This window comes from Dietzia sp. HMSC21D01, from assembly GCF_001815995.1.
GTDB lineage: Bacteria > Actinomycetota > Actinomycetes > Mycobacteriales > Mycobacteriaceae > Dietzia > Dietzia cinnamea.
In genome coordinates this window covers 1-4380 of the sequence record NZ_KV823946.1, presented here as the reverse complement: position 1 = coordinate 4380, position 4380 = coordinate 1, and the positions used below count along the sequence as shown (strand labels likewise).

The following is a 4380-nucleotide window of genomic DNA, read 5'->3' as shown; positions in this document are numbered from 1 at the left end:
CGGGGGCCGGCGCCGCCGGGGGCGTCGACGTCGTGGACTTCGACGACCTGCGCGCGCTGGCCACCGAGGAGCTGCTCGCCGCCGGGGACGCGCGCGCCGACGCGGTGACCGGGGACGACGTGGCCGACATCCTCTTCACCTCCGGTACCACCGGCAAGAGCAAGGGTGTGGTGGCCCTGCACCGTCAGACCGTCGCGGGTTCGCGCGCGTGGGGCGGCAACAACGGGCTCACGGAGCGCGACGGGTACCTCATCGTCAACCCGTTCTTCCACAGCTTCGGCTATAAGGCCGGCTTCCTGACGTGCGTGCTGTTCGGCGTGACGATCGTCCCCCTGGCCGTCTACTCGACCACCGAGACCATGCGGTTGATCCGGGACGAGAAGGTCACGATCCTCACCGGGGCACCGACGATCTTCCAGACACTGCTCGACGACCCCACCCGTGTCGACTACGACCTGTCGTCGCTGCGGGTGGCGGTGACCGGCGCCTCGGTGGTGCCGGTGGTGCTCATCGAGCGGATGCAGTCCGACCTGGGGCTGGAGACGGTGATCACCGCGTACGGCCAGACGGAGACGATGGGCTTCATCACCACCGCCCGCACCGGTGACGACGACGTCACGGTGTCCACCACGTGCGGCCGCGCCTACCCGGGCATGGAGATCCGCATCGGCGAGCACGGCGAGATCCTCACCCGCGGCGAGATGGTCATGCAGGGCTACCTCGACGACCCCGAGAACACGGCCAAGACCATCGACCCGGACGGCTGGCTGCACACCGGCGACGTCGGCGAGATCGACGCCGACGGCAACCTGCGCATCACCGACCGGCTCAAGGACATGTACATCAACGGCGGGTTCAACGTCTATCCCGCCGAGATCGAGCAGACCCTGGCGCGCCTGGACGGAGTGGTGGAGACCGCCGTGATCGGTGTCCCGGACGATCGGATGGGCGAGGTCGGCAAGGCGTTCATCGTCCGCCGCGAGGGCTCGACCCTCACCGAGCAGGACGTGCTGGACTTCTGCTCCGAGCACCTGGCCAACTTCAAGCGGCCGCGCACGGTCGCGTTCGTCGACTCCCTTCCGCGCAACGCCTCGGGCAAGATCGTCAAGACCGAGCTGCGATGAGTCCCGGCGCCGTCCTGGTCACCGGCGCCTCCGGTGGGATCGGCGGAGCGGTCGCCCGACGGCTCGCGGACGAGTTCCCCGACGCGCCCCTGGTCCTCGGCTACCGCTCGACCGAGCCCGAGGACCTGGCGCGGGAACTGGGGGCGGAAGCCGTGCGCCTGGCGCCGGGCCACGCCGACGGTGACGGCGACGGGAACGACGACGACGAGGTGGCCTCGGTGATCGACGGGATCGCCTCCCGACACGGCGGGATCCGCGTACTGGCCCACTGCGCCGGTCCGCACGTGCCCATGGTGCACCTGTCCCGGATCGCGCCGTCCGAGTTCCGCCGGCAGCTCGAGGACGACGCGGTCGGGTTCTTCGCGATCGTGCGTCCCGCGCTGGAGCACCTGCGCGTGGTGGCGGGCAACGTCGTCGTCGTCACCACCGCCGCCACCACCCGCTACCCGGTACGCGACGGACTGTCGGCCGCCCCCAAGGGCGCGGTCGAGCAGCTCGTCCGGGGCCTGGCCGCCGAGGAGGGGCGCTTCGGCGTGCGCGTGAACTGCGTGGGCCCGGGGATGCTCACCGACGGGATGGCCGAGCGGCTCATCTCCTCCGGCGACCTCGACGAGCGCGCGCTGGAGGTCACACGCGGCAACATCCCCCTGCGCCGGTTCGGTACGGCCGCCGACATCGCCGAGGCGGTCGCGTTCCTGGCGTCGGACCGCGCCGGGTTCATCTCGGGCCAGAAGCTCGACGTGGACGGGGGTTACGGGGTGTGACGAGAGCCGTCTGAATCCGGCTCGCCGCGCCCGTCCGGTACAGTTACCAACCAAGCACTTGCTAGGTAAGGAGAGTCCCAGGTCATGACCGATGCACCCATCCCCCCGGTCCTCGGGGTCGACGACCTCGGGCCGGACACGCAGCCCGTGGCCTATGAGGTCACCGACGGCACCGCGTACGTCACCCTCAACCGACCGGACTTTCGCAACGCGCAGAACTCGGTGATGACGTACTCGCTGGACAACGCGTTCATCAAGGCCGTCGAGGACGATGCCGTCAAGGTGATCGTCCTGCGGGCCAACGGCAGGCACTTCTCGGCGGGCCACGACATCGGCACGCCCGAGCGCGACCACCACGTCCAGTACCCCAACCGCGCAGCGCTCTGGTGGGACCACACCACCCGCGGCGGCGGCGACCGGCGCCTGGCCCGCGAGAGCGAGGTCTACGTCCAGATGTGCCGCCGGTGGCGGGAGATCCCCAAGCCGATGATCGCCCAGGTGCACGGCGCGTGCATCGCCGGCGGGCTCATGCTGGCGTGGATCTGCGACTTCATCGTGGCCTCCGACGACGCCTTCTTCTCCGACCCCGTGGTGAAGATGGGCATCCCCGGCGTCGAGTACTTCGCCCACGCCTTCGTGCTGGGCCCGCGCCGCGCCAAGGAGATCCTCTACACCGGTCGTAGGTTCGGCGCCGCCGAGGCGCTGGAGTGGGGAATGCTCAACCACGTCGTGCCCCGCGAGGAGCTGCAGGCCAAGGTCGACTCGATCGCCGAGGAGATCAAGGCCATGCCGGCGTTCGGTCTGACGCTGGCCAAGAAGGTCATCAACTCGAACGAGGACCAGATGGGGTTGCAGACCTCCCTGGACACCGCGTTCGGCTGGCACATGTTCGCGCACTCCGCCAACGCCGAGCCGGACGACACCGACTCGTTCTCCGCCTCCCTGGGCGGTATGGACGCGCGCTCGATGCGCGACAGCGCGAACACCGGCTCGACGGGCGGCGCCGCCCCGACCGGCGAGAAGAAGGACTGACGCCGTGGATCTGGATCTGGACGCATCGACCCGCGAGTTCCGGCTCGAGGTGCGGCAGTGGCTCGAGGCCAACGTGCCCACCGAGCCGCTGCCCCACATGGACACCCGCGAGGGCTTCGAGGCCCACCGCCGGTGGGAGGCGACGATGGCAGACGCCCGCATGTCGGTCGTGTCGTGGCCTGAGGAGTTCGGCGGCCGCGACTGCGGGCTGGTCAACTGGGTGGTCTTCGAGGAGGAGTACTTCCGCGCCGGAGCCCCGCTGCGGGTGAGCCAGAACGGCATCTTCCTGCTGGCCCCGACCCTGTTCGACCACGCCTCCCCCGAGCAGCTGGCCCACATCATGCCGCGCATGGCCCGGGCAGACGACATCTGGGCGCAGGCCTGGTCCGAGCCCGAGGCCGGCTCCGACCTGGCGTCACTGCGCTCGACCGCCAAGCGCGTCGACGGAGGGTGGGTCCTCAACGGGCAGAAGGTGTGGTCCACCCGCGCGTCGTTCGCCGACAAGGGCTTCGGCCTGTTCCGCACGGACCCGGACGAGCCCCGCCACAAGGGCCTGACCTACTTCATGTTCGACCTGCGGGCCGAGGGGGTCACCGTCCGCCCGATCGACCAGCTCGACGGGCTGCCCGGCTTCGCCGAACTGTTCCTCGAGAACGTCTTCGTGCCCGACGACCCGGCGAACCCCGCCGAGTCCGGCGTGATCGGCGAGGTCAACCAGGGCTGGAAGGTGGCCATGTCCACCGCCAACAACGAGCGAGGCCTGTCGCTGCGCTCCCCCGGACGGTTCCTCGCCACGACCGACCGGCTGCTCGACCTGTGGGGCACCGCCGAGGCCGACCTCGACGACCGCACCCGTGGGTCCCTGGCGGACCGCGTCGTGGACGCGTGGATCGGGTCGCGCGCCTACGAACTGAGCACCTGGAACACGGTCACGAAACTCACCGGAGGCGCCAACCTCGGTTTCGAGTCCTCCATCAACAAGGTCTTCTGGTCGGACTGGGACATCGCGACCCACGAGACCGCCCTGGACGTCCTCGGCACCGCCGGCGAGCTCGCCGGTGAGCAGTGGATGGACGGCTACCTGTTCGCCCTCGCCGGCCCCATCTACGCGGGCACCAACGAGGTCCAGAAGAACATCATCGCCGAGCGACTCCTCGGCCTCCCGCGCGGCTGAGAAGGCGGTTTTCTGAACATGCAGTTCGCACTCGATCCCGAGATCATCGACTTCGCCGGCAGCATCGACTCCCTGCTGGCCAAGTCCGACATGCCCACCGTGATCCGCTCGTGGGCCGCCGGTGACACGGCCCCCGGCACCGCCGTGTGGGGCCGCGTCGCCGAGACGGGCGCCGCCGCCCTGCTCATCGACGAGGCCGCCGGCGGCGCCGGCGCCACCGCGGTCGAGGCCGTGGCCGCGCTCGAGGTCCTGGGCCGCCACGCGGTGCCGGGTCCCGTCGTGGAGA

General features: G+C 70.2%; 5 protein-coding genes. All 5 read left to right on the top strand.

Annotated features, from left to right (window positions below; all coding sequences use genetic code 11):
* On the top strand, positions 1 to 1124 hold a 1124-nt coding region (locus HMPREF3086_RS10445), incomplete at its 5' end, for an AMP-binding protein (RefSeq protein WP_070721752.1).
* Positions 1121 to 1888, top strand: a complete 768-nt coding sequence (locus HMPREF3086_RS10440) for an SDR family NAD(P)-dependent oxidoreductase (RefSeq protein ID WP_070721749.1) — start codon at positions 1121 to 1123, stop codon at positions 1886 to 1888. The genes HMPREF3086_RS10445 and HMPREF3086_RS10440, both read left to right, overlap by 4 nt.
* An 84-nt stretch (positions 1889 to 1972) precedes the next feature.
* Positions 1973 to 2920: an enoyl-CoA hydratase gene (locus HMPREF3086_RS10435; RefSeq protein ID WP_070721747.1), complete on the top strand. Its 948-nt coding sequence runs from the start codon at positions 1973 to 1975 to the stop codon at positions 2918 to 2920.
* 4 nt (positions 2921 to 2924) lie between these two features.
* A complete protein-coding gene (locus tag HMPREF3086_RS10430; RefSeq protein WP_070721745.1) occupies positions 2925 to 4094 on the top strand; it encodes an acyl-CoA dehydrogenase family protein in 1170 nt (389 codons plus the stop codon).
* 18 nt (positions 4095 to 4112) lie between these two features.
* The coding region (locus tag HMPREF3086_RS10425; protein WP_210401861.1) for an acyl-CoA dehydrogenase family protein at positions 4113 to 4380 on the top strand (268 nt) is incomplete at its 3' end.

What these genes read in the sequence shown, in the direction of transcription:
- HMPREF3086_RS10435 (WP_070721747.1), top strand. Translation starts at nt 1,973, where the DNA reads ATGACCGATGCACCCATCCCCCCGGTCCTCGGGGTCGACGACCTCGGG.
- HMPREF3086_RS10440 (WP_070721749.1), top strand. Translation starts at nt 1,121, where the DNA reads ATGAGTCCCGGCGCCGTCCTGGTCACCGGCGCCTCCGGTGGGATCGGC.